This window comes from Microbispora sp. CA-102843, assembly GCF_050936215.1.
Lineage (GTDB): Bacteria > Actinomycetota > Actinomycetes > Streptosporangiales > Streptosporangiaceae > Microbispora.
In genome coordinates, this window is record NZ_JBNJNF010000001.1 from 8,077,386 (window position 1) to 8,099,549 (window position 22,164).

General features: G+C 70.7%; 21 protein-coding genes. 4 read left to right on the forward strand and 17 right to left on the reverse strand.

Annotated features, from left to right (window positions below):
• Positions 1-10: 10 nt before the first annotated feature.
• Positions 11-667, reverse strand: a complete 657-nt coding sequence (locus ACQEVJ_RS37300; protein WP_433109377.1) for a response regulator transcription factor — start codon at positions 665-667, stop codon at positions 11-13.
• Positions 664-1,827, reverse strand: a complete 1,164-nt coding sequence (locus ACQEVJ_RS37305) for a sensor histidine kinase (RefSeq protein ID WP_433109378.1) — start codon at positions 1,825-1,827, stop codon at positions 664-666. Before ACQEVJ_RS37305 ends, ACQEVJ_RS37300 begins: the two co-directional genes overlap by 4 nt.
• 85 nt (positions 1,828-1,912) lie before the next feature.
• Here ACQEVJ_RS37305 and ACQEVJ_RS37310 point away from each other — a divergent pair, with 85 nt between their 5' ends.
• Complete coding sequence (locus tag ACQEVJ_RS37310) at positions 1,913-3,460, forward strand: hypothetical protein (protein ID WP_433109379.1); 1,548 nt, start codon at positions 1,913-1,915, stop codon at positions 3,458-3,460.
• 89 nt (positions 3,461-3,549) lie between these two features.
• On the opposite strand, the gene ACQEVJ_RS37315 is transcribed toward ACQEVJ_RS37310, so the two are convergent.
• The 15 genes from ACQEVJ_RS37315 to ahcY form a co-directional block, all read right to left on the reverse strand.
• Complete coding sequence (locus ACQEVJ_RS37315; protein WP_433109380.1) at positions 3,550-4,371, reverse strand: carbon-nitrogen hydrolase family protein; 822 nt, start codon at positions 4,369-4,371, stop codon at positions 3,550-3,552.
• A complete protein-coding gene (gene npdG / locus ACQEVJ_RS37320; protein WP_433109381.1) occupies positions 4,368-5,087 on the reverse strand; it encodes an NADPH-dependent F420 reductase in 720 nt (239 codons plus the stop codon). The genes ACQEVJ_RS37315 and npdG overlap by 4 nt, the downstream gene beginning before the upstream one ends.
• 2 nt (positions 5,088-5,089) lie before the next feature.
• Positions 5,090-6,097, reverse strand: a complete 1,008-nt coding sequence (locus tag ACQEVJ_RS37325) for an LLM class flavin-dependent oxidoreductase (protein WP_433109382.1) — start codon at positions 6,095-6,097, stop codon at positions 5,090-5,092.
• 24 nt (positions 6,098-6,121) lie between these two features.
• Positions 6,122-7,537 (reverse strand): dihydropyrimidinase, encoded by a 1,416-nt coding sequence (gene hydA, locus ACQEVJ_RS37330; RefSeq protein ID WP_433109383.1) that lies wholly within the window; start codon positions 7,535-7,537, stop codon positions 6,122-6,124.
• 52 nt (positions 7,538-7,589) lie between these two features.
• Positions 7,590-8,990 carry an aminotransferase class III-fold pyridoxal phosphate-dependent enzyme gene (locus tag ACQEVJ_RS37335; RefSeq protein WP_433109384.1) on the reverse strand — a complete coding sequence of 467 codons (1,401 nt, stop codon included), beginning with the start codon at positions 8,988-8,990 and terminating at the stop codon, positions 7,590-7,592.
• A complete protein-coding gene (locus ACQEVJ_RS37340; RefSeq protein ID WP_433109385.1) occupies positions 8,987-9,550 on the reverse strand; it encodes an amino acid synthesis family protein in 564 nt (187 codons plus the stop codon). Before ACQEVJ_RS37340 ends, ACQEVJ_RS37335 begins: the two co-directional genes overlap by 4 nt.
• 106 nt (positions 9,551-9,656) lie before the next feature.
• Complete coding sequence (locus ACQEVJ_RS37345; RefSeq protein WP_433109386.1) at positions 9,657-10,520, reverse strand: nitrilase family protein; 864 nt, start codon at positions 10,518-10,520, stop codon at positions 9,657-9,659.
• On the reverse strand, positions 10,517-12,001 hold the full coding sequence (locus ACQEVJ_RS37350) for an NAD-dependent succinate-semialdehyde dehydrogenase (protein ID WP_433109387.1): 1,485 nt from the start codon (positions 11,999-12,001) through the stop codon (positions 10,517-10,519). Before ACQEVJ_RS37350 ends, ACQEVJ_RS37345 begins: the two co-directional genes overlap by 4 nt.
• A 51-nt stretch (positions 12,002-12,052) precedes the next feature.
• Positions 12,053-12,844, reverse strand: a complete 792-nt coding sequence (locus tag ACQEVJ_RS37355; RefSeq protein ID WP_433109388.1) for an IclR family transcriptional regulator — start codon at positions 12,842-12,844, stop codon at positions 12,053-12,055.
• A 118-nt stretch (positions 12,845-12,962) separates the two neighbouring features.
• Positions 12,963-14,108 carry an ABC transporter substrate-binding protein gene (locus tag ACQEVJ_RS37360; RefSeq protein ID WP_433109389.1) on the reverse strand — a complete coding sequence of 382 codons (1,146 nt, stop codon included), beginning with the start codon at positions 14,106-14,108 and terminating at the stop codon, positions 12,963-12,965.
• A gap of 38 nt (positions 14,109-14,146) precedes the next feature.
• The gene (locus ACQEVJ_RS37365; RefSeq protein ID WP_433109390.1) at positions 14,147-14,971 is read right to left on the reverse strand and encodes an ABC transporter permease; all 825 of its coding nucleotides are present in this window, start codon (positions 14,969-14,971) and stop codon (positions 14,147-14,149) included.
• Positions 14,968-15,762 (reverse strand): ABC transporter ATP-binding protein, encoded by a 795-nt coding sequence (locus ACQEVJ_RS37370; RefSeq protein WP_433109391.1) that lies wholly within the window; start codon positions 15,760-15,762, stop codon positions 14,968-14,970. The genes ACQEVJ_RS37365 and ACQEVJ_RS37370 overlap by 4 nt, the downstream gene beginning before the upstream one ends.
• Before the next feature lie 63 nt (positions 15,763-15,825).
• On the reverse strand, positions 15,826-16,659 hold the full coding sequence (locus ACQEVJ_RS37375; RefSeq protein WP_433109393.1) for an ABC transporter permease: 834 nt from the start codon (positions 16,657-16,659) through the stop codon (positions 15,826-15,828).
• Positions 16,660-17,036: 377 nt separating this feature from the next.
• A complete protein-coding gene (locus ACQEVJ_RS37380; protein WP_433109395.1) occupies positions 17,037-18,281 on the reverse strand; it encodes an adenosylhomocysteinase in 1,245 nt (414 codons plus the stop codon).
• 61 nt (positions 18,282-18,342) lie between these two features.
• A complete protein-coding gene (gene ahcY, locus ACQEVJ_RS37385; protein WP_433109396.1) occupies positions 18,343-19,770 on the reverse strand; it encodes an adenosylhomocysteinase in 1,428 nt (475 codons plus the stop codon).
• 169 nt (positions 19,771-19,939) lie between these two features.
• On the opposite strand from ahcY, the gene ACQEVJ_RS37390 reads away from it, so the two are divergent.
• From ACQEVJ_RS37390 to ACQEVJ_RS37400, 3 genes are all read left to right on the forward strand, one after another.
• The gene (locus ACQEVJ_RS37390; RefSeq protein ID WP_433109397.1) at positions 19,940-20,272 is read left to right on the forward strand and encodes a MerR family transcriptional regulator; all 333 of its coding nucleotides are present in this window, start codon (positions 19,940-19,942) and stop codon (positions 20,270-20,272) included.
• 61 nt (positions 20,273-20,333) lie between these two features.
• Positions 20,334-21,503, forward strand: coding sequence for a sensor histidine kinase (locus ACQEVJ_RS37395; RefSeq protein ID WP_433109398.1), 1,170 nt, complete (start codon positions 20,334-20,336; stop codon positions 21,501-21,503).
• Complete coding sequence (locus ACQEVJ_RS37400) at positions 21,500-22,162, forward strand: response regulator (RefSeq protein WP_433109399.1); 663 nt, start codon at positions 21,500-21,502, stop codon at positions 22,160-22,162. The genes ACQEVJ_RS37395 and ACQEVJ_RS37400 overlap by 4 nt, the downstream gene beginning before the upstream one ends.
• Positions 22,163-22,164 lie beyond the last annotated feature (2 nt).

A 22,164-nucleotide genomic window follows, 5' to 3' on the forward strand; every position in this document is an offset into this window, starting at 1 on the left:
GCGGCAAGGGTCAGGCGAGCCGATAGCCCACGCCAGGTGTCGTCGTGATGACGGGTGGCTCGCCGAGCTTGCGGCGCAGCCGCCCCATCGTCACAGTCACCGTGTTGGTGAACGGGTCCGCGTTCTCGTCCCAGACCCGCTCCAGGAGAGCCTCCGTGCTGAGGAAGCCGGGACTCGCCCGCATCAGCGCCTGCAGCAGGGCGAACTCCTTCACGGAAAGGTTCAGCCGCCGGCCGTCGCGCGCCGCGGTCCGGCGCACCGGGTCCAGTTCGATCCCGGCGGCGCGCAAGGTGGGCGGATGCGCGTTCGGCTTGCGGCGGGCCAGCGCCTGGATACGCAGGATCAGCTCCGGGAAGTGGAACGGCTTGGCGAGGTAGTCGTCCGCGCCGAGGGTCAGACCGCTGACGCGGTCGTCGGGTGTCCCTGCCGCGGTCAGCATCAGCACCATCGGGCGGTCCGGCCGCTCAGTGATCATCTGGCACAGCGTGTCGCCGTGCAGGCCGGGCAGGTCGCGGTCCAGGACCACCACGTCGTACGCCGTGAGGTCGAGCTTGGCGGCGGCGGACAGCCCGTCGTGACTGATGTCGACGGCCATCCCCTGATCGCGCAGGCCCTCGGCGACGACCTCGGCGAGCGGCCGCGCGTCCTCGACGACCAGGATCCTCACAGCCGCACCTCGGCCGGGACCAGGACGTACGGCAGCGCGATCGAGACTCGCAGGCCGCCCTCCTGCCGGGCGTGCAGTTCGAGCCGCCCGCCGTGGGCCGCCGCGATCGCCGCGACGATGGACAGGCCGAGGCCGGAGCCGTTCTCGGATCCGGTTCGATCCGCGCCGAGCCGCTCGAAGGGCCGCGCGAGCCGGTCCACGTCCCGCTGGTCGAGGACGCGTCCACCGGTCCGCACGACGAGCCGGACCTCGGCGCCCTCCCGGAAGGTCTCGACCCGGATCCAGCCGTCCTCCTCGTTGTGCGCCACGGCGTTGTCGATCACGTTCTCCACCATCCGGGAAAGCAGGGCGGCATCGCCCCTGGTGGACATGCCGTCCCGCAGATCCTCGGTCACGCTCAGCCGTTTGGCCGCGATCCCGGCGCTGCGGTCGCTCACCGCCTGCGCGACCAGCCGGGTCACGTCGACCTCGGCAGCGCCGGCCAGCGCGCCGTGCTGCGCCCGGGCCAGCATGAGGAAGCCGTCGAGCAGCTGATCCACTCGGTCGAGCTGCGTACGGAGCCGGTCGCCCAGGGCGAGCGTCTGCGGCGCCACACCGGGCTTGGCCACCGCGACGTCCAGTGACGCCCGCATGGTCGCCAGCGGGGTCCGCAACTCGTGCGAGGCGTTGGCGACGAACCGGCGCTCGGCGGCGAAGGACGCCTCCAGCCGCCCCAGCAGGCCGTCGATGGTGTCGGCCAGGTCCTTCACCTCGTCCGCCGGGCCGCTGACGCCCAGCCGCTGGTCCAGGTTGTCGGCGGAGATGCGCCGGGTCGCCGCGGTGATCACCCGCAGCGGGCGCAGCACCCGGCGGGCGAGTGCCCGCCCGGCCAGCACGGAGACGACCGCCATCACCGTCAGCGCGAGCAGGGAGCCGACCAGCAGCTGCCGGGAGTGCTGCGCGTTCACCCCGGCCAGTTGTTCCTGCAGATGGCGAACCTGCTGGTGCATCGCGTCCAGGCCGCCGCCGGCGGGCGGTTGCCGGTCGGCGGGGGCGCTGGACCTTCCCCCGCCGGCGAGCAGGAACGTGAGAGCGAGCAGCCCGATCCCGGACATGAGGAACACTCCGGCGTACAAGATCGTGAACCGGAGTCCCACGGTCCCGTTGCGCAGCCTGATCACGCCTCCAGCATGCCCGGCCGGACCTAACAACGGGGTGACAGGGGCGGTTCGGGCGGTGTTAGGCCCGTGCCCGTAGAACGACCGCATGCTCACCGGAGAACTCCTTCACCGGGAATGGACGGCCTTCCGCCGCCCCGCCCGGCTGATCGCCCTGACCGTGGCGGCCCTCATCGTGATCGCCGCCGGCCTGATGTACGCCTTCGGAAACCGGGCGTCCTGCGAGGGGCCCTGCCCGGCCGATCCGACCGCCGCGGACGGCTCGATCGTCGGCGACCAGTTCTGGTTCCTGCACCGCGACCTCGGCCCGGAGGGCGCCATCACCGTGCGGATGACCTCGATGACCGGCACGATCACCTATCCTCCGCCCGACCACGACCAGATCGTCTCCGGCCTGGTGCCGTGGGCGAAGGCCGGGATCATCATCAAGGACGGCGTCCGGCAGGGCTCCTCCTACGCGGCGCTCATGATGACCGGCAGGCACGGCGTGCGGATGCAGTACGACTACCGGCACGACATGGCCGCGGGTGAGGGCGGCGACCTCACGCCGCGGTTCCCGCGCTGGTTGCGGCTGACGCGGTCCGGCGACACCGTCACCGGTTCCGAGTCGGCCGACGGCCGGCGCTGGCACATCGTGGGGACGGTGAGACTGGCCGGTCTCCCGGCGACGGCGCAGGTCGGGCTGTTCGCCACGTCCCCCGGCGACCTCACACTACGGAAGGTCGGATTCGGCGGAGCGATCGAGGAGAGCCGCTTCACGCAGGCAACCGGTGTCTTCGACCACGTCACCGTGGAGGGCGCTTCCGCCGGCGCGTGGCGCAGCGAGGCCGTCGGTGAGATGAACCAGACCGACTGGGAGAAGTACCACAACGCCTCCGGCGCCGTCGAGAAGGACGGCGTCGTCACCGTGAGCGGGACCGGCGACATCGGCCCGAGCGGGAGCGAGGGCACCGGCACCGTCGAGAGGACGCTGTCCGGCCTGGTGATCATGCTGATCATCGTCATCGTCCTGGCCGCCCGGTTCGGCGCCCGGCCGGACACGGCGGTGTCTCGCCTAATTCTGGCCGCCCGAGCCGTGGTGGTCGGCGCCGCGACCTTCGTGACCGCGCTCGCCGCCGTCGGCGTGGTCCTGCCGGTCGGCGTCGCGATCCTGAGCGGCAACGGCGTCCCCGTGCAGCCGGTTTCCCCGCTGACCGGCGTTCGGGTCGTCGTCGGGACCGCGGCGGTGCTCGCCCTCTGCGCCGTCCTGGCGTACGGACTGGGCGTCCTGCTGCGGCGCGGCTGGGCGGCGATCATCCTCGCGCTGTCGCTCGTCGCCGTGCCCTATGCGGTGACCGCGTTCCCGTTCCTGCCCGACGTCGTGTCGCAATGGCTGCTGCGGCTCACCCCGGCCGCGGGCTTCGCCGTAAAGCAGACGGCAGTGGAGTATCCGCAGGTGGTGGCCCACTACGCGCCGTCCGCCGGGTATTTCCCGCTCCCCGGCTGGGCCGGCTTCGCCGTGTTGTGCGCGTACACGCTGGCGGTTGTGTGGCCGGCCGTGAACCGCCGCACACCGAACCGCCGCACACCGGGCGTCCGTCCGCACGCCGCGCGGGGACCACGAACGATCGCCGGTGCGGGGCCAGACGACGGCTGATGATGGGCGGATGGCCAGACGGGTTCGCACGGCAACCGGCGCCGCGGCCGCGGCGGTGATCGGGCTCGGTGTCTACGCGCCCGAAACCGTCACTCCATGGCGGTCAGCCGGCCGTACAGTTCGGGACGCCGGTCGCGGAGGAAGGGACGGCGGCGGCGCGAGGCGGCCACCAGGCCGAGGTCCACCTCGGCGGCGGCCACGCCGTCACCGTCGTCGCCCGCCTGTGCGAGGACGTCGCCGTCCGGCCCGTAAACGGCGCTCATCCCGAAGTAGTCCTTCACGCCCTCCTTGCCGACCCGGTTGGCGCAGATGACGTAAAGACCGTTGAAGACGGCGTGCGCCCGCAGTTCGAGCTGGAAGACCTCGCGCATCGGCGCGCTCGCCGACGCGACCGGCACGCAGAGCACCGAGCCGCCGCGCAGTGCGACGATCCTGCTCAGCTCGGGAAAGTGCCGTTCGTAGCAGATGATCGTGCCGACGCCGGTTTCACCCGTGTCCACCACCTCGGGCTCGGTCCCGCCCGGCCGGAAGTAGAACTTCTCCGGGAACCCGTTGGAGAACGGCAGGTGGGACTTGCGGTAGACGGACTTCAGCTCACCGCGGACGAACGTGCACGCGGTGTTGTAGTAGACGCCCGGGGTCTCGGCCGCTTCGAACACGGACGAGACGACCGTGATCCCGTGACGCCGGGACCGCTCGGCCGCCATCGTGTTGGAAGGGCCGTCGAGCCCCTCCGCCAACGCGAAGTAATCCGGATCCGGATCCGGCTGCACGAACGGCACGGCGAACAGTTCGGGCAGCAGGACGACGCGGGCACCCTGCCCGGCGGCCTCGTCCAGCAGGTCGCCGGCCCGCCCGACGGTTTCCCGCCGGTCGTCGGTCGCGCGGAGCTGTACTGCGGCGAGCTTCATCGGTTCACTCCTTCACCGGGCACGGACGAGAGAAGGGGCTGGGGCAGGCCGGTCAGCGCGATCCCCGACCGGGTGCGATAACGCTTGTTCACGGAGATGAGCACGGCGGTGAGCGGCTCGAGCTGGCGGGCCATTCGGAGCCGGCCCGCGTCGACACCCCTGCCGCCCGTCACGTCGGCGGCCAGTGCCATCACGCGTTGCCTGGCCGCGGCGTCGTCGCTGCACACGAGCACGTCCTCGTGGGACAGGTCCGCGTCCGGGTCGAGCAGCAGCGGGGCCGCCAGATGGTGGAACGCGCCGGCCACGACGGCGTCCGGCACGATCCCGGCCGCCTCCTCCGCGGCGCTCCCGGCCGGCACGTGCAGTCCGTACGGGCCGTTCCGGTCGAAGCCGAGGGGGTTGACGCAGCTGACGACCAGCGTGCCGGCCAGGCCGGCGGCGAGTTCGCGGACCAGCTCCGCGTGCCCCTCGTACGGCACGGCCAGGATGACGATTCCGGCCTCCACCACCGCCTCCGCGTTGGAGGTCCCGCGAATCGGTGCCGGAACTCCGGGCGACGCCGAGAGCTCGGCCGCCTTCGCCGCGGCGCGGTATCGATCGCGCGATCCCAGGACGACGGGATGTCCCGCGCGGGCCAGCCGGTAGCCGAGCCCGCTTCCCTGCGGGCCGGTGCCGCCGACGACGGCGATGGTCTGTGGAAGAGAGGTGTCGAACACGGTCAGTCCTTCGCGGCCATGGCGAGGCGGGTGAGGGTCTGCTCCTTGTCGCCGAGGGTGGAGACGATCGGGCACCTCACGCCCGCCTCGTGGTAGGCCATGAGCCTGTCGAAGGCGTCCGAGGTCGTCCCGCACGCCGTCACGTTCTGCACCAGCGCGTTGGGGACGAGCGGCATCGCGCGCCTGATGTCCTCCGGGGAGGCGGGCCAGCCGGCCACCTCCTGCAGCCGGTCGACCAGCTCCCGCTCGACGCCGCAGTGCTCGGCGATGTGCGGCTGCTGCATGAGGTAGAGCGTGAGGAACGCCTTGCACGCGTCGATGGCCTCCTGCGGGTCCTTGTCGTTGACGCTGCAGGCCACGATCTGCGTCAGGTCGATCCCGGTCCGGCCGTCGGTCCGCTTGGCGACGCCCCGGTCGATCGCCTGCCGAGCCCCGGTCAGGTAGGACGGCGGCAGCAGGAAGTCCATGTGGACGCCGTCGCTGATCTCTCCGGCGAGCTCCAGCATCTTCGGCCCGACCGCGCCGATGTAGATCGGGATGTCGACCGGCCTGTTCTCGCGGTACATGCTGTCGAAGCGCACGCCGCGCATCTGCACGAACTCGCCCTCGAAGTCGACCGTCTCGTTCCGGAAGAACCTCTGGCACACGGTGATGTACTCGCGCATCGAGGCGATCGGCTTGGACAGGGGCTGGCCCACCTTCGTGGCGAGGGGCTCCCACCAGGCGCCGATGCCGAGGATGATCCGGCCCGGCGCGACCTCGTCCAGGGTCTTGAACGTCACCGCCATGAGCGCGGCGTTGCGGCTCTTGTTGTTGACCACGCCCGTGCCGATCCGCACGTTGGAGGTCCGGCTCGCGATGATCGCCGCGGGGACGATGCCGTCCCTGGCCAGGCGGCCCTCGGCCACCCACACCGACTCGAACCCGTTCTGGTCGGCGAACTCCGCCTGCCAGTACGTCTGCTCCAGGCTCAGCCGCTCCCCCACGTGGATGCCGAGAGGCAGTTTCATCCGTACAGCTCCGATCAGTCGAAATCAGAAGAGGTGAGGCGCGCCGCGGGTCAGGAAGGCCCCCCGACCGGGCCGTCCGTCGAGCGCTCCGTCGTTGACGAGGTGGTGTCCGCGCGAGAAGACGTGGACGGGGCGTCCCGTCACGCGCATGCCTTCGTAGAGGTTGTAGTCGGTGCGCAGGTGCGAACCGGCCGCGGTGATGACGTGATCCGCCTCCGGGTCCCAGACGAGGAGGTCGGCGTCGGCTCCCGCGGCGACCAGGCCCTTGCGCGGGAAGAGCCCGAACAGCTTGGCCGGGCGGGTCGCGATGAGGTCGACGAAGCGGCACACGTCGATCCGGCCCGTCCGCACCCCGGTCTCCCAGAGGACCATGAGCCGGTCCTCCACTCCGGGCACCCCGTTGGGGACCTTGGGGAAGTACCCCGGGCTGCGCAGCTTCTGCGGCGGAAGGTCGTCCGGCTGTTCCAGGCAGAAGCCGGCGTGGTCGGTGGCAACGGTCGACAGCGCGCCGACCTGGAGGGCCTGCCACAGGCCCTCCTGGTTGGCGCGCTCCCGGATGGGCGGCGAGCAGACGTACGCGGCGGCCTTCTCGCCGAGGCCGGCGTAGTCCTCGTAGGCGACGGCGAGGTACTGCGGGCAGGTCTCGCCCCACACCTGTGCTCCCCCGGCCCGTGCCCTGCCGATCTCCTCCGCCGCCCGGGCGCTGGAGACGTGCACCACGTACAGCGGGGTGCCCACGGACTCGGCCAGGACGACCGCCCGGTGCACCGCCTCGGCCTCGGAGTCGTGGCCGTGCGCCAGCGCGTGGAAGCTCTCCGAGGTGCGGCCGCTCTCGACCAGGCGGCGGGTCTCCCGCACCACCATGTGACCGTTCTCCGCGTGCACCATGGGGAGCACGCCGTGCTCGGCCGCGAGTTCGAACCCCTCCAGGAGTTGGCCGTCATCGACCATCTGGGTGCCGGGGTAGGCCATGAAGAACTTCCAGCTCGCCGCCCCCTCGCCGGCCAGCAGCCGGAGGTCGTCGAGCACGTTCTCCTGCTGGTCGCGCGGCGGGACGATGGCGTGCAGGCCGAAGTCGACGAACGACTTGGCCGCGGCCACGTCCCTGCGGCGCAGGTACGAGTCGCGCAGGGAGGCGCCCGGTTCCTTCTTCACGAAGTCGACGACCGTCGTCGTCCCGCCGTGCGCCGCCGCGACCGTGCCGGAGTGGAAGTCGTCCGCGGTGCGGGTGGTGAAGCCGTCGATCGGATATTCCAGGTGCGTGTGCGCGTCGATTCCGCCGGGCAGGACCAGCTTCCCGGTCGCGTCGACGACCTCGTCGGCCGCCCAGCCGTCGCCGTCCCCCAGCGCGGCGACGACGCCGTCGCGCACCAGAACGTCGGCGCGTACCGCCGCGTCGGCGTTGACGACGGTGCCGCCTTTGATGAGCGTCGATCCCATCGTTGTTCTCCTCGTGGTACGGCCGGCTGTGCCGGTGCTCGGTGGGCCGGGATCAGCCGGTGTAGTGCTCGTCGGCCAGCGTGAGCACGTCGTCGAGCACGTCGAGCGCGAGGTCGATCTCCTGCTCCCGGACGACCAGGGGCGGTGTCAGGCGCAGCACGTTGAAGTTGGCCGTCAGGTACAGGCCGCGCTCCATCGCCGCCTTGAGCAGCCGGGTGACGGGCAGTGCCGCCTGCCCCTTCCCGTTGAACGGTACGAGCGGCTCGCGGGTGGTCCGGTCGGTGACCAGCTCGACGCCGTAGAACAGGCCGCGGCCGCGGATGTCGCCGATGCTCGGGTGCCGTTCCGCCAGGGCCGCCAGCCCGGCGCCCAGCCGGTCGCCCATGAGCCGGGCGTTGTCCACGACGCGCTCCTCCTGCATGATCCGCAGTGAGGCGACCCCGGAGGCGCAGGCGAGCGGGTGTCCCGCGTAGGTGAGCCCGCCCCAGAACATGTTGTCGCGCAGCCAGTCGGAGATCCGCTCGGACACCGTCATCGCGCCGAGCGGGACGTATCCGGAGTTGAGGCCCTTCGCCGTCGTCAGGATGTCGGGGGCGACGTCCCAGTGGTCGCAGGCGAACCACTCGCCGGTGCGCCCGAACCCGGCCATCACCTCGTCGAAGATGAGCAGGATGCCGTACTTGTCGCAGACCTCGCGGAGCGAGCGGAGGTATCCGTCGGGCGGGTACAGCAGGCCGTTGGTCCCGGTGACCGTCTCGACGATCACGGCCGCCACAGTGCTGGGGTTCTCGTACTGGAGGATCTCCTCCAGGTGCGGCCCACCGGTGCAGACCGGGCAGGGGTCGGGGTGGCCCGCCGGGCAGCGGTAGGTGTAGGGGTCGAGCATCCGGACCACGCCGGTCATGCCGGGCTCGGCCGCCCACCTGCGGGGGTCGCCGGTGAGCGAGATCGCCCCCGCCGTGGCGCCGTGGTAGGAGCGGTAACGCGCCACGATCTTCTGCCGGCCCGTGACGTGGCGGGCGAGCCGGATGGCGTTCTCGTTGGCCGCCGCTCCCCCGGTGGTGAAGAAGGTCATCTTGAGGTCGCCGGGTGTCAGCCCGGCCAGCATCTCGGCCAGCTCGGCCCGGGACCGCTCGGCGAAGCCGGGGCCGATGTAGCAGAGCTCTTCGGCCTGCCGGCGGATCGCCTCGACCAGCTTGGGGTGCTGGTGTCCCAGGTTGAGGTTGACGAGCTGGGACTGGAAGTCGAGATACCTGCGCCCCTCGTAGTCCCAGAACCACGAGCCCGACCCGCCCGCCACGGGGACGGGGTCGAGGGCCCCCTGAACCGACCAGGAGTGGATGACGTACTCCTTGTCGGCCGCCTTCACACGCGCGCCGGTCCAGGCGTCCGCGCCGGTGACGGTCCCGGTGGCGCTCATCGTCTCCGCGCTCCCTCGCTCCGCGGTGGTCATGAGTTCCTCGTCTCGGCCCCGAACGCGGCCAGCCGGGCCAGGGGGCGGCCGGCGTTGGCCGCCGCGCAAATCACGAGGATCTCCCTCGGGCGGGGCGCGTCGGCCACCTGGAACGTCACGGTCTGGTGGTGCGAGCGGGTCTTCGCGTCGAGCTTGTGCTTGAGGGGGATGTCGATGGGGCTGCCCGGAAGGCCCACCTTCTCGGCGGCGGGGAGCAGTTCGGTGCCGCCGGCGGCCGTGCGGAAGACGTTTCCGAACCGGAGGTTGTGGATCAGCGCGGAACCGTGCTCGACCTCACCGTCGATGCCGACCAGCGCCGCCTTGCCGAACGCCTCCACTTCGCCGCCGAGCAGTTCCACGCACGGCGGCCCGATGAGCCGGCCGATCTCCTCGCCCAGCGCGTCGGCCAGCGTCACCAGGTCCGCGACGTACTCGCTGGGGTAGGGGTTGGCGATCACAGCGCCCACGAACGCGACGCGGTGCGCGGGCTCGACCTGGCGCCCGTTCTCGAGCCTGGTCTCCTCGACGTACTGGATGATCTTTCGGACCTCGATGCCCACTACTGCTCCTCGGCTTAGGCGGTTCATCTAATGAACCATTGGTTCAAATTCTTCTCATGGGAGGCCCGGGTGTCAAGAGACTTCCGAGCGCTCCGGGAAGACCGGGTCAGACGGCGAGCACGTCCCCGCTCGGACGCTCGTCCCTGGTCACGTACAGGTCGGGCCGCCGGTCCGCCAGTGGCTGGTTGAACGGATTGCCGTGCCGGAGCGGGCGCGACCCGATCAGGTCGACCTCGGCGAGCAGCAACTCCTCCTGGTCGGGGCTGGCCGGGCCGTGGACGACCCAGCCGTCCGGCCCGACCACCACCGACCTGCCGATGAACCCCTGCCCGCGCTCGGTGCCCACGCGGCTCACGCCGGCCACGTAACACTGGTTGCTGTGCGCCCCGGTCATGCACATGAGCGTGGCCATGGCCGGCGCCCCGGGCGGCTGGCCCGGCACCGGAACCCAGTTCGAGGGCAGGGCCACCAGGTCGGCGCCCTGGAGGGCCGCGCTGCGGAACGTCTCGGGGAACCAGGCGTCGTAGCAGATGCCCAGGCCGATGCGCCCGAGCGGGGTGTCGAAGACCGGGAAACCCTTGTCGTTGCGGCCGTAGATGTCCTTCTCGTCGTTCCAGAGATGCGCCTTGCGGTACGTCCCGACATGCCCGTCCGGGCCGATCAGCACGGCCGAGTTGTACGGCAGGCCGCCCTCCCGCTCGGTCAGCCCGGCGACGATCCACAGGTCGTGCCGTCTCGCGAGGGCCGCCCACGCGGAGCAGGCGGGCCCCGACGGCACCTCCTCCGCGTATCGCAGGGCCTCCGCCCGGTCGGCGAAGACATACCCGGCGGAGCTCGCCTCGGGCAGGATCACGAGTCGCGCGCCGCTTTCCGCCGCCCTGACGATCCACTGCGACGAGCGCTCGATGTTGCCCGCGACGTCGCCGATGCGGGGGCGCATCTGCACGCCCGCCAGGACGAACGCGGTCACCACGGCGCCCTGATGGACATGTACTTGATCTCCAGGTATTCGTCGATGCCCACGCGACCGCCCTCGCGGCCCAGCCCGGACTGCTTGACCCCGCCGAACGGCGCCGCGGGGTTGGAGATCACGCCCTGGTTGAGGCCGACCATGCCGCTCTCCAGGCGTTCGCACACCCGCAGACCCCGTTCGAGGCCCTCGGTGAACACGTACGCCGCAAGGCCGTACTCGGTGTCGTTCGCCATGGCGAGCGCGTCGTCCTCGTCGTCGAAGGCGACGATCGGGGCGACCGGGCCGAAGATCTCCTCGCGTACGGCCCGCACGCCGTGGGCCACGCCGGTCAGGACCGTCGGCCGGTAGAAGTTCCCCTCGCCGTCGATCCGCTCGCCGCCGGTCAGCACCTCGGCCCCCGCGTCCCGCGCCTCGTCCACCAACCCCGCCACGTTGGCGAGCGCCCCCTGGTCGATCAGGGGGCCGACCTGCGTCGCCGCGTCGAGCCCGTGGCCGACGGTCAGCGCGCCCAGGCGCTTGGCGAGTGCTTCGCCGAACTTCCGCGCGACGCCCCTTTGAACGTAGAACCTGTTGGCGGCGGTGCAGGCCTCGCCGATGTTGCGCATCTTGGCCTGGACCGCGCCCTCGACGGCCGCGTCGAGATCGGCGTCGTCGAAGACCAGGAACGGCGCGTTCCCGCCGAGCTCCATCGAGGTGCGCAGCACCCTGTCCGCGCACTGCGCGAGCAGTACGCGCCCGACCTCGGTCGAGCCGGTGAACGACAGCTTGCGCAGTCGTGGGTCGCGCAGCAGCTCCGAGGTCACCACCCCTGACCGGGAGGTGGTGAAGACGTTCACCACGCCGGGCGGCAGGCCGGCCTCCTCCAGGATCTGCACCAGGGCGAACATGGACAGCGGCGTCTGGCGGGCCGGCTTGACGACCACGGTGCACCCCGCAGCGAGCGCCGGACCGATTTTGCGGGTGCCCATCGCCATGGGGAAGTTCCACGGGGTCACCAGCATGCTCGGCCCGACCGGCTGCCGGGCCACCACCACGCGGGAGCCCCCGCCGGGCGCGACCAGGTAGCCGCCGTCGATGCGGACGGCCTCTTCCGAGAACCAGCGGAAGAACTCCGCGGCGTAGGTGATCTCGGCCTGCGACTCCGCGAGCGGCTTGCCCATCTCCAGGGTCATGAGCAGGGCCAGGTCGTCGCGCCGGGAGACGATCAGCTCGAAGGCGCGGCGAAGGATCTCCCCACGCTCGCGGGGCGGGGTGGCCGACCAGGACGCCTGGGCGTCCGCCGCCGCGGCCAGGGCGGCCAGGCCGTCCTCGACCCCGGCGTCCGCTACCTCGGCGATCGTCGCGCCGGTGCCCGGGTCGTCCACGGCCAGGACGGCGCCGGAGCCGGACTCGCGCCATTCACCACCGGCGAACACGCCTTTCGGCACGCTGCCGGCGATGCCGCGCGCCGCGGCCATCGTGTCTGTCAGCGCTGTCATTCCAGAACTCCTTGTCGTACGTCGCCGTCCGCCGGACGCCCGCCCTGGTCCCTAGCGCCCGGTGAGCGCGCTGGGCAGGACGATGTCCGTGACGCTGAGCAGGTCGCCCAGCTCGCGGGCGGCATTGATCACCGACACCGCCAGGGTGTCGATCCGTTCACGAGTGATGCGATACGTGGGCCCGCCGATCCACACCGCGTACGGCGTCCTGTCCCTGACCCGCACCGGCGCGGCCACAGACGCCGCGCCGACCTCCAGTTCGTCGTAGGCATGGGCGAAGCCGTTGCCGCGGACGGAATCGAGAGAGGCGATGAAGGCCTCGATGCCGCCGAGCTCCTCCGGCGCCTTCTCCTCGAACTCCGCCGCGAACTCCGCGCGCACGGTGTCCGGGTCGAGCGCGGCGAGCAGCACCTTGCCGGTCGAGGTGGCCCACACCGGCTGGGTGCGCGGCACCGGCTTGAGCGTCTGGCCGATCAGGGACGGCCCCGGAACCTGCGCGACGACCATCACGTTGGGCGGCAGGAGCACGTCGAAGCCGGACGTCTCCTTGGTCTCCTCCGCAAGCCGCCGCAGCACACCGCGCATGTGGCCGTAGGCGCCGTCGCTGTCCAGCAGCCCCCCGACGATCGAGAGGAGGCCGAGCGAGACGCGATAGCGGCGGGTGTCCGGGTCGAGCGTGAGCCAGCTCTCGCGCTCCAGGACGGTGAGCACGCGGTAGCAGGTCGCCTTTGGGATCCCCACCTCGCGGGCGATGTCGCTGAGCCCGATACCCTCCGGGTGCGCAGCCACAGTACGAAGCAGCCAGATAGTGCGGCGGACGAGTCCGGCTTCACCCGGTGGCATTGTCTCCTCCGTTGACTTCAGATGATCGACAGGCGGATTACGGCCATCATGCTGGCAGCCTCTGACGTCCCTGTCCGTACGTTGCGGAACTTACGTGGGCAAGACGACCAATCGTCTGCTATTTACCTCCGGCCGTCACTTCCACCGTCTGCGGCTGGAACTTCTCACCGATCACGTCGAAGCCCTCGGCGCGCAGTTCCTGGTCCGCCTTCTCGGTGAGGTCGGTGCGATACGCCGCCTCGCCGGGATCACCCTTGAGGACCTTGGCGTCGACCGCGATCTTGATGGTCTGGGCCCACGCCTTCGGGTCCACCGTTCCCACGCCGGCCGGCGACGGCCAGATGAGCTTGTTCACCTCGTTCAGCATCCAGGTCTGGTGCCCCTTCCCCAGGGCGCTGCCGTTGTTCAGCACGACGTCGACGCATCCGGCCAGGTCGTCGCGGCAGAAGCCCCACCCCTTGTACGTGGCCTTCAGGAAGCGCACGGCGACGTCCTTGTTCTCCTCCTTGGCCAGCCAGCTGTCCCGGGCGTAGACGCCGTCCTCGAGGCTCGTGTAGCCCGCCTCCTGAAGGCTGATCGCCGAGAAGTCCTCCGGCTGGTACAGCTTGCCGGTCGCGGGATTCACGGTCTCCAGGAGCTGCGCGTACTCGTTGTACGTCTTGGCCTGGGCCGCGTCGACCTCGTGCTTGAGCAGGAGCGACATGTCGAAGGGCTGCTGGACGATCTTGACGTCCTTGGCGGGGTCCACCCCGGCGCCCTTCATCGCGGCGAAGAGCACCAGCTCGTTGCCGAAGCCCCAGCTCCCCACCTTCCTGCCCCTCAGGTCGCTCAGCTGCTTGATTCCGGAGTCGGCCCAGGCGACCTGCAGATAGGCGCCGCGCTGGAAGACCTGCCCGATGTTGACCAGGTCGGCCCCCTGCTCACGGGTGACCATCGTCTTGGTGACGTGGCTGACCGCGAACTCGGCGTTGCCGGCGGAGAGCACCTGCTGCGGCACGATGTTGACGCCGCCCTCCTGGATGGTCACGTCGAGGCACTCGTCGGCGTAGAAGCCCTTGTCCTTGGCCGCGTAGTAGCCGGCGAACTGGGCCTGGGCCACCCACTGCAGGACCAGCCTGACGGGGGTGCGCGTCTCGCACTTGGCGTTGCCCGCGGCGGCGGGGGCGGCCGAGCCGGTGTCCTCCGACATTCCGCAGGAGGCCAGGGACAGGGCGGTGGCGACGCCGGCCACCGCCGCGAAGGTACGACGAAGGGAACGAGCCATGATGACTCCTTGGAACGCAGGGAGAAGGAGGGGAGAGATCAGGCCTCGCCGCCGTGGACGGACTCGTGCCACGGCATGAGAAGGCGTTCGAGCAGTGACATGACGCCGAACATCGCGAGTCCGAGCAGGCTGGCCACGAAGATCCCGGCCCACGCTTCGGCGAAGCGGGGCAGGGAGGCCTGCTGGGCGATGTACACACCGAGGGCGTTGCTCGGTCCCCCGAAATACTCGGTCACGATCACACCGATGACGGCGAGCGTGGAACCGAGCTTGAGCGCGTTGAACAGGTACGGCAGCGCGTTGGGCAGCCGAAGCATCAGCGAGATATGCCGCGGCCGGGCCGCCAGCGACTCCATCAGCTCCAGATGGAGCGGCGCGACCTGCAGGAGGCCCCTCGCGGTGTTCACCAGGACGGGGAAGAACACCATCACTCCCGCCACGCCGGCCTTGGACGCCAGACTCGTCACACCGAACCAGTTGTTGAAGATCGGCGCGAGCGCGACGATGGGGGCGCAGTTGACGATCACCGCGACTCCCAGCACGGGGCCGGAGAGCCGGCGGAACCGGCTGACGACCAGCGCGACCAGGATCCCGGCGACGGATCCGGACACCAGGCCGAGCAGCACCGCGCTGACGGTGATCCTGGACGCGGAGACGATCGTGGTGAACTGGTCCACCAGCGCCGCAGCGATCTCGCTCGGCGCCGGGAGGATGAACGACGGGACGTCGAAGACCCGGACGACGAACTGCCAGGCGCCGAGGATGACGAGCGCGGTGACCGTGACCGGCAGCCCCCGCCTGGCGGCGTCCCATGCGCCCCCGGCGGCGGGCAGCGGTCGCCCGCGCCCCGCGTGCGCGGTCATGCGGCGTCCTCTGCGATCGTCATGCCGTGCAGCGCCGCCCGGACCTCGGTGATCTTGTCGAAGAAGTCCGGCAGCGTACGGGTCTCGGCGGTCCGCGGGTAGGGCAGGTCGACGTCGATGCTGGCGGCGATGCGTCCCGGACGCGGAGACATCACGACGATCCGCGACGACAGGAACACCGCCTCCGTGATGCTGTGCGTCACGAACACGACGGTCGTCCGGGTGTCGGACCAGATGCGCAGGAGCTCGCCCTGAAGGTGCTCCCGGTTCATCTCGTCGAGCGCGCCCAGCGGCTCGTCCATGAAGAGGATCTTCGGGTCCGCCGACAGCGCGCGGGCGATGGCCACGCGCTGCTGCATGCCGCCGGAGAGCTGCCAGGGGAAGTGGCGGGCGAACTCCGGCAGCCGTACGAGGTCGAGCATCGCCTCGGCCTTCGCCCGGCGCTCCTGCTTGGCGACGCCGGCGACCTGCAGCGGCAGCTCCACGTTGCGCTGGACGTTCCGCCACTCGAACAGGCCTGCCTGCTGGAAGACCATCCCGTAGTCGCGGTCCCGGCGGGCCGCGGCGGGCGGCTTGCCGTTCAGGCTGACCGACCCGGCGGTCGGCTGGGTGAGGTCCGCCATGATCCTCAGAAGCGTGCTCTTCCCGCAGCCGCTCGGACCCAGCAACGACACGAACTCGCCCTCGGCGATGGTCAGGTCGATGTCGGCCAGAGCGGTCACCGAGCGATCGGTGCCGGCGTTGAACTGCTTCGTGACGCCGTCGATGCGGATTATCGGGGATTCGGGCATCGGAACTCTCCAGGGAGCGGAGCAGACAGGGAGTGTCGGCGGACAGGGGTCATCGGACGGATGTCACCGGGTGTGCCGGTTGCGCAGGGCGAACCGCTCCAGCAGGTTGAGAACCTGGACGAACACGATTCCCGTCAGGGCCGCGACCAGCACGGCGGCGTACAGCTTCTCTGGGCCGTTCGAGTAGTAGTAGGCGAAGGTGAGGATGACCCTGCCGATTCCCCGGCCGGTGCCCGCCGACAGCTCTCCGACGATGGCGCCGACGACGCTGGCGGTGGCCGCCAGCCGCAGGCCCGCGAAGAGGTACGGCAGCGCGGCCGGCAGCCGGAGCCAGAACAGGAACTGCCGCCGGCCGGCCCCGACGCTGCGCATGAACTCGGTCTGCACCTTGGGCGGCGACTTGAGACCGCGCAGGGCGTTGATCGTCACGGGGAAGAACGCCAGGTACGCCGCGATGCCGGTGACCGCCATCCACGGGGGCAGTCCCGCCTTGCCGCCCCAGATGACGACCATGGGCGCGATGGCGACGAGCGGAACGGTCTGGGAGGCCACAAGCCAGGGCATGAGCCCGCGTGAGACCGGCGGCAGGTGCAGGAACGCGATCGCCAGCGCCAGCCCGAGCAGGGAGCCGGCGACGAGACCGTACGCCGCCTCGCGCAGCGTCACCGATGCCTCTTCCAGCAGGTAGACGCCCAGTATGGTGGACGTTCCCCGGCGTGCCGGCTCGACCAGCGCGCCGAGGATCGCGCCCACTCCGGGCATTGACAAGTCGTCGGTCGCGACGGGGAACCGCAGGCCGAGCAGGCGGTCGCCGGTGGCCTGTCCGAGCGCTTTGTACCCCTGCCAGACGGCTGCCAGCAGGGCGACGACGACGACGCCGATCGCCCCCGAGGACAACCGGGATCGCAGGACCGCCGCCCGTGCCGAGGCCCGGCCTGCCGCCCTGGTGGCGGTCGTGGAAGGGGCTTCGGATGGGCTGGGGGCTAGGGGGGGATTTTTCATGGCCGTCATGCCGGTCACTCTCCGGGGTGGTCGGGAGAGACATGCCGCGGGCGAGCCGCTCTCGCCTCCGCAGCAGGTGAGCTGCTGGATCACTGAGTGATCCGTTGGTTCAATTTAGGTGCGTGGCTCGACGACCGTCAATGCTTTGGATGAAAAGGCCATGTAACGCCGAAGTTGTCCCTGTAACCGGCCCGCAACCTGAAGGAAGTGGCCGCGGCAAAGTGGGGCGTCGCGCCCGGGCCCCGCAGGGGGCGGCTGGGGAGTGCCTGACTCTAGGACCCGAGGCGCCAGGAGTGGAGATACTCCTCCTGCTGGTCGGTGAGCGCGTCGATCGAGATCCCCGCGGCGGCGAGCTTCAGACGGGCCACCTCGGCGTCGATGTCGGCCGGGACGTCGTACACGCCGGGCGTCAGCCGGACCGACTCCCGGACCAGCCACGCGACGGCGAGCGCCTGGGCGGAGAACGACATGTCCATGACCGCGGCCGGGTGGCCCTCGGCGGCGGTCAGGTTCACCAGGCGCCCCTCGGCGAGCAGCAGCAGCCTTCGGCCGTCCTCCAGGACGTACTCGTCGGTGTTGGGCCGGATCCCGAAGCGCACCTCGCGTGCCATCTCCTCCAGCGCCCGCACGTCGATCTCGACGTCGAAGTGGCCCGCGTTCGCGAGGATCGCGCCGTCCTTCATGACGGCCAGGTGCTCGGCCCGGATCACGTCGCGGTTACCGGTGACGGTCACGAACACGTCGCCGGTCTCGGCGGCCAGGCTCATCGGCCGTACATCGTAGCCCTGCAGGGCGGCGTCAAGGGCCTTGACCGGGTCGATCTCGGTGACGACGACCCGCGCGCCGAGGCCCTTGGCCCGCTCCGCGACGCCCCGGCCGCAGAAGCCGAAGCCCGCCACGACCACGGTGCGGCCCGCCAGCAGGACGTTGGTGGCCCGCATGATGCCGTCGAGCGTCGACTGGCCGGTGCCGTAACGGTTGTCGAACATCCGCTTGGTCCGGGTGTCGTTCACCGCGACCATCGGGAAGCGCAGCGCGTTCTCCGAGGCCATCTGGCGCAGCCGGATGATCCCGGTCGTGGTCTCCTCGCAGCCGCCGATCACGCCGTCGAGGAGTTCGATCCGCTCGGTGTGCAGGGTGTTGACGAGGTCGCATCCGTCGTCGAGCACGACATTCGGCGCGATGCCGAGCGCCTCGTGGATGTGCCGGTAGTAGGTCTCCTTGTCCACCCCGGCGCGGGCGTGCACGGCGATGCCGTACGTTCTCAGCGCCTCGGCGACGTCGTCCTGGGTGGACAGGGGGTTGGACGCGGCCAGGGCGATCTCGGCGCCGCCCTCCCGCAGCGCCCCCATGAGCACCGCCGTCTCGGCGGTCACGTGCATGCAGGCGGCGATGCGCAGGCCGTCGAGCGGCCGGTCGGCGCCGAAACCGGCGCCGATCGCCTGGAGGACCGGCATCGACCGGGCCGCCCACTCGATGCGCCGCTCTCCGGCCTCCGCGATGTCCGGCTGAATCACGCCGTCTGCCTCCTGACGAGGGGCGCGGGCCGGGCCCGCGCCCCCGTCGTGCGAGTCGCCGTCAGTAGCGGTAGTGGTCCGGCTTGTACGGGCCCTCGACGTCGACGCCGATGTACTCCGCCTGCTTCTTGCTGAGCTTGGTCAGCTTCACGCCGAGCGCGTCGAGGTGGAGGCGGGCGACCTTCTCGTCGAGGTGCTTGGGCAGCACGTACACGCCGATCGGGTAGTCGTCGGTCTTCGTGAACAGCTCGATCTGGGCGATGACCTGGTTGGTGAACGAGTTCGACATGACGAACGAGGGGTGGCCGGTGGCGCAGCCGAGGTTCATCAGGCGGCCCTCGGCGAGCACGATGATCGAGTGCCCGTCGGGGAACACCCACTCGTCGACCTGCGGCTTGATGTTGATCTTCTCGATGCCCGGGATGCGGCCCAGGCCGGCCATGTCGATCTCGTTGTCGAAGTGGCCGATGTTGGACACGATCGCCTGGTGCTTCATCTGCGACATGTGCTCGGCGCTGATGATGCCGTAGTTGCCGGTGCAGGTGACGAAGATGTCGGCGATGCCGACGACCTCCTCCAGGGTGGTGACCTGGAAGCCGTCCATGGCGGCCTGGAGCGCGCAGATCGGGTCGACCTCGGTGACGATGACCCGGGCGCCCTGACCGCGCAGCGCGTCGGCGCAGCCCTTGCCCACGTCGCCGTAGCCGCAGACCACGGCGACCTTGCCGCCGATCAGCACGTCGGTGGCGCGGTTGAGGCCGTCGATCACCGAGTGGCGGCAGCCGTACTTGTTGTCGAACTTCGACTTGGTCACCGAGTCGTTGACGTTGATCGCCGGGAACAGGAGCGTGCCGGACTTGTGCATCTCGTACAGCCGGTGCACGCCGGTCGTGGTCTCCTCGGTGACGCCCTTGATGTCCTCGGCCACGCGGGTCCACCACTTGTCCTCGGAGACCGTACGGCGGAGCGTGTCGAGGATGACCGCCCACTCCTCGGGGTCGTCCTCACCGGCGACCGGCACGGCGCCGGCCTTCTCGAACTCCATGCCCTTGTGCACGAGCAGCGTGGCGTCGCCGCCGTCGTCCAGGATCATGTTGGGGCCGGAGCCGTCGGGCCAGCGGAGGGCCTGCTCGGTGCACCACCAGTACTCCTCCAGCGTCTCGCCCTTCCAGGCGAAGACCGGGACACCGGAGGGGTTGTCCACCGTGCCGTCCGGGCCCACGGCCACCGCGGCGGCGGCGTGGTCCTGCGTGGAGAAGATGTTGCAGCTCACCCAGCGGACGTCGGCGCCGAGCGCGACCAGCGTCTCGATCAGCACGGCGGTCTGGATCGTCATGTGCAGCGAGCCCATGATCTTCGCGCCGCGCAGCGGCTGGGCCGCGGCGTACTCCTTGCGGGTCGCCATGAGGCCCGGCATCTCGTGCTCCGCGAGGCGGATCTCTTTGCGGCCGAATTCCGCAAGCGAAAGGTCGGCGACCTTGAAGTCCATGAGTGTCTCCTCCGTTGTCCGTCGCTGCGAGTTTAGGCGTCGCGGACGCAGGAACGCATACGGAGGCCCGCGAACCTGACACAAGAATGTGAGATTCCCTCGCCGACGGGTTCCGGAGGGCTCCGGGACTGTCTAGCGTGGACCCCAGGAACGGTGGACCGGAGGCACGATGCGCATCACCGAGGCGGCCAGGCGGCTCGGCATGTCCCCTCGGATGCTGCGCTACCGGGAGGCCCTCGGCCTGCTGCCGCCCGTTCGGGACAAGGGCGCCCATCGGCGCTTCGGGCCCGACGAACTGGAGGCGGTGCGCCAGGCGACGGAGCTGGAGCGGCGGTTCGACGTCTCGCCGGCCGAACTGGCCTTCGCGCTCCGGGCGCTGTCCGAGCCCGCGGTGGCCCAGGCCGTACGCGATCTCGGCGTGCGCATCGGGCGCATCCAGGCGCCGCGCCGGGCGCTGGACTTCGAGAAGGAGAAGGCGCTGCGGCTGCTGAGGGGCCGATGAAACCCGGAGTTCACTCCTGAGAGTGACGATCCCCCCTCCGACGGAAGACAGACTTTCCACCGTGAACATCACTGCGAAGCTCGGCTCGATGGAACGGAGGGTGGCGGCCTTCGACGTCCGGAGAGCCCTCGACTCTCCGCTCCTCGACATCGCCATCGGCCTCGTCCTGTTCCTCCTCGCGCTGGTCCAGCTCGGCGCGTTCCGCGGTTACCTCGGTCCCATCGGGATACTCGCCGCCGGGCTCGCCACCCTGCCGCACACCGTGCGCCGCCGTCAGCCCGTCGAGGCCGTGGCCCTGACCGCCGTCGGGGCGCTCGCCCTGCTGAACTTCGAAGGCGCCATCGCCGGGAACATCTTCGGCCTCGGCTATCCCGTGTACGCGTCGGGACTGCTGTCCGCGTACACGGTCTTCCGCATGGTCGGCCGCAGGACCGCCTGGTTCCTCGGGACGGCCTCGGCCGCCGGGGCCTTCGTCCTCGTCCTGATCGCGGGACCGCACCGGCCCGACGTCGCCCTGGGCTGGGCGGCGCTGCCGGCCGCGATGGCGCTCCTCGCCGACCTGCGGCGGAGCCGGCGCGAGGTGCGCGAAGCCCGGGTGGACAACCTGGAGGCACTGCGCGAGCAGGCGGCCATGGCGGAGCGCGCCCGCATCGCCAGGGAGATGCACGACATCGTGGCGCACTCGATCTCGGTGATCGCCGTCCAGGCGGAGACCGCGCCGTACAGCATCGCCGGCCTGGGCGACGACGGCAGGAACGAGTTCGCGGAGATCGCCGCGACCGCCCGCGGCACGCTCACCGAGATGCGCAGGCTCCTCGGCGTCCTGCGGGCCGACACGCCGCCGGAGACCGCGCCGCAACCGGGTCTGGCGCGGCTGCCCGAACTGATCGAGCAGCACGGCGGCGAGGTCGACCTCGACGTCATCGGCGAGGTGCGGGAGCTCCCGCAGGCCGTGAACATCTCGGCGTACCGGATCGTCCAGGAGGCCCTGACGAACGCCAGGCAGCACGCGCCGGGCGCCCGCGTGTCGATCGAGATCGCCTACCGGCCGGCGCTGCTCGCGCTCCGCATCGCCGACGACGGACCAGGCCCGGCCGAGAAGACACCGGAGCTGAGCGGGCACGGGCTGATCGGCATGCGCGAGCGCGCCACGGCCCTGGGCGGCTGGTTCGCCGCGGGGCCGGGTCCGGAGGGCGGCTTCCTCATCCAGGCGGGACTGCCGACCCGATGATCAGAGTGCTCGTGGCCGACGACCAGCCGGTGGTGCTCAGGGGGTTCACCGCTGTGCTGGCCGCCCAGCCGGACATCGAAGTCGTCGGCGCCGCCGCCGACGGCCGGGAGGCCGTACGGCTGGCCAGGGCCGAGCGGCCGGACGTCGCCGTGCTCGATATCAGAATGCCGGTGCTCAACGGCATCGAGGCCGCCCGGACCGTCACCGAGATCGGCGCCAAGGCGCTGATGATCACGACCTTCGACCTGGACGAGTACGTCTACCAGGCGCTCCTCGCGGGGGCGAGCGGCTTTCTGCTGAAGGACATCCGGGCCGAGGAACTGGCCGAATCCGTACGGATCGTCGCCCGCGGCGACGCCCTGCTCGCGCCCAAGGTCACCCGGAGGCTCATCGCGGAGTTCACCCGGCGGCGGGCCGCCGAGCCCACACCGGCCGGACCGCCACAGGCGCGGGCGCCGCTGACCGCGCGCGAGTCCGAGGTGCTGCGGCTCATGGCCCGTGGGCTGTCCAACGCCGAGATCGCGGCGGCCCTGGTGGTGACGGAACACACGGTGAAGACGCATGTCGCGCGGCTCCTGGCGAAGCTCGGTCTGCGCGACCGCACTCAGGCCGTCATCCACGCCTATGAGACCGGCCTCGTACGGCCCGGAGAGACCTGATC

Bases quoted from the DNA above. Each gene is read 5' to 3' on its own strand.
- ahcY (WP_433109396.1), bottom strand. From the start codon at position 19,770: ATGGACTTCAAGGTCGCCGACCTTTCGCTTGCGGAATTCGGCCGCAAA.
- ACQEVJ_RS37350 (WP_433109387.1), bottom strand. From the start codon at position 12,001: ATGACAGCGCTGACAGACACGATGGCCGCGGCGCGCGGCATCGCCGGC.
- ACQEVJ_RS37365 (WP_433109390.1), bottom strand. From the start codon at position 14,971: ATGACCGCGCACGCGGGGCGCGGGCGACCGCTGCCCGCCGCCGGGGGC.
- ACQEVJ_RS37390 (WP_433109397.1), top strand. From the start codon at position 19,940: ATGCGCATCACCGAGGCGGCCAGGCGGCTCGGCATGTCCCCTCGGATG.
- ACQEVJ_RS37325 (WP_433109382.1), bottom strand. From the start codon at position 6,097: ATGAAACTGCCTCTCGGCATCCACGTGGGGGAGCGGCTGAGCCTGGAG.
- ACQEVJ_RS37315 (WP_433109380.1), bottom strand. From the start codon at position 4,371: ATGAAGCTCGCCGCAGTACAGCTCCGCGCGACCGACGACCGGCGGGAA.
- ACQEVJ_RS37370 (WP_433109391.1), bottom strand. From the start codon at position 15,762: ATGCCCGAATCCCCGATAATCCGCATCGACGGCGTCACGAAGCAGTTC.
- ACQEVJ_RS37360 (WP_433109389.1), bottom strand. From the start codon at position 14,108: ATGGCTCGTTCCCTTCGTCGTACCTTCGCGGCGGTGGCCGGCGTCGCC.
- hydA (WP_433109383.1), bottom strand. From the start codon at position 7,537: ATGGGATCGACGCTCATCAAAGGCGGCACCGTCGTCAACGCCGACGCG.
- ACQEVJ_RS37335 (WP_433109384.1), bottom strand. From the start codon at position 8,990: ATGACCACCGCGGAGCGAGGGAGCGCGGAGACGATGAGCGCCACCGGG.
- ACQEVJ_RS37310 (WP_433109379.1), top strand. From the start codon at position 1,913: ATGCTCACCGGAGAACTCCTTCACCGGGAATGGACGGCCTTCCGCCGC.
- ACQEVJ_RS37400 (WP_433109399.1), top strand. From the start codon at position 21,500: ATGATCAGAGTGCTCGTGGCCGACGACCAGCCGGTGGTGCTCAGGGGG.
- ACQEVJ_RS37355 (WP_433109388.1), bottom strand. From the start codon at position 12,844: ATGCCACCGGGTGAAGCCGGACTCGTCCGCCGCACTATCTGGCTGCTT.